A 1,562-nucleotide genomic window follows, 5' to 3' on the forward strand; every position below is an offset into this window, starting at 1 on the left:
AGTTTGGTTAAGTTAGAAAGGGCGCACGGTGGATGCCTTGACACTAGGAGTCGATGAAGGACGGGACTAACGCCGATATGCTTCGGGGAGCTGTAAGTAAGCTTTGATCCGAAGATTTCCGAATGGGGAAACCCACCATACGTAATGGTATGGTATCCTTATCTGAATACATAGGGTAAGGAAGACAGACCCAGGGAACTGAAACATCTAAGTACCTGGAGGAAGAGAAAGCAAATGCGATTTCCTGAGTAGCGGCGAGCGAAACGGAACATAGCCCAAACCAAGAGGCTTGCCTCTTGGGGTTGTAGGACATTCTATACGGAGTTACAAAGGAACGAGGTAGACGAAGCGACCTGGAAAGGTCCGTCGTAGAGGGTAACAACCCCGTAGTCGAAACTTCGTTCTCTCTTGAATGTATCCTGAGTACGGCGGAACACGTGAAATTCCGTCGGAATCTGGGAGGACCATCTCCCAAGGCTAAATACTCCCTAGTGATCGATAGTGAACCAGTACCGTGAGGGAAAGGTGAAAAGCACCCCGGAAGGGGAGTGAAAGAGATCCTGAAACCGTGTGCCTACAAATAGTCAGAGCCCGTTAACGGGTGATGGCGTGCCTTTTGTAGAATGAACCGGCGAGTTACGATCCCGTGCGAGGTTAAGCTGAAGAGGCGGAGCCGCAGCGAAAGCGAGTCTGAATAGGGCGTTTAGTACGTGGTCGTAGACCCGAAACCAGGTGATCTACCCATGTCCAGGGTGAAGTTCAGGTAACACTGAATGGAGGCCCGAACCCACGCACGTTGAAAAGTGCGGGGATGAGGTGTGGGTAGCGGAGAAATTCCAATCGAACCTGGAGATAGCTGGTTCTCCCCGAAATAGCTTTAGGGCTAGCCTTAAGTGTAAGAGTCTTGGAGGTAGAGCACTGATTGGACTAGGGGTCCTCATCGGATTACCGAATTCAGTCAAACTCCGAATGCCAATGACTTATCCTTAGGAGTCAGACTGCGAGTGATAAGATCCGTAGTCAAAAGGGAAACAGCCCAGACCGCCAGCTAAGGTCCCAAAGTGTGTATTAAGTGGAAAAGGATGTGGAGTTGCTTAGACAACTAGGATGTTGGCTTAGAAGCAGCCACCATTTAAAGAGTGCGTAATAGCTCACTAGTCGAGTGACTCTGCGCCGAAAATGTACCGGGGCTAAATACACCACCGAAGCTGCGGATTGATACCAATGGTATCAGTGGTAGGGGAGCGTTCTAAGGACAGTGAAGTCAGACCGTAAGGACTGGTGGAGTGCTTAGAAGTGAGAATGCCGGTATGAGTAGCGAAAGACGGGTGAGAATCCCGTCCACCGAATGCCTAAGGTTTCCTGAGGAAGGCTCGTCCGCTCAGGGTTAGTCAGGACCTAAGCCGAGGCCGACAGGCGTAGGCGATGGACAACAGGTTGATATTCCTGTACCACCTCTTTATCGTTTGAGCAATGGAGGGACGCAGAAGGATAGAAGAAGCGTGCGATTGGTTGTGCACGTCCAAGCAGTTAGGCTGATAAGTAGGCAAATCCGCTTATCG

General features: G+C 50.6%; 1 rRNA gene. It reads left to right on the forward strand.

The window, feature by feature from the left end:
- Positions 1-5 precede the first annotated feature (5 nt).
- Positions 6-1,562 (forward strand): 23S ribosomal RNA (locus ACQGSG_RS28825); the annotation flags it as partial.

This window comes from Bacillus sp. GMa5/1 (genome assembly GCF_050172015.1).
Classification (GTDB): domain Bacteria; phylum Bacillota; class Bacilli; order Bacillales; family Bacillaceae_G; genus Bacillus_A; species Bacillus_A cereus.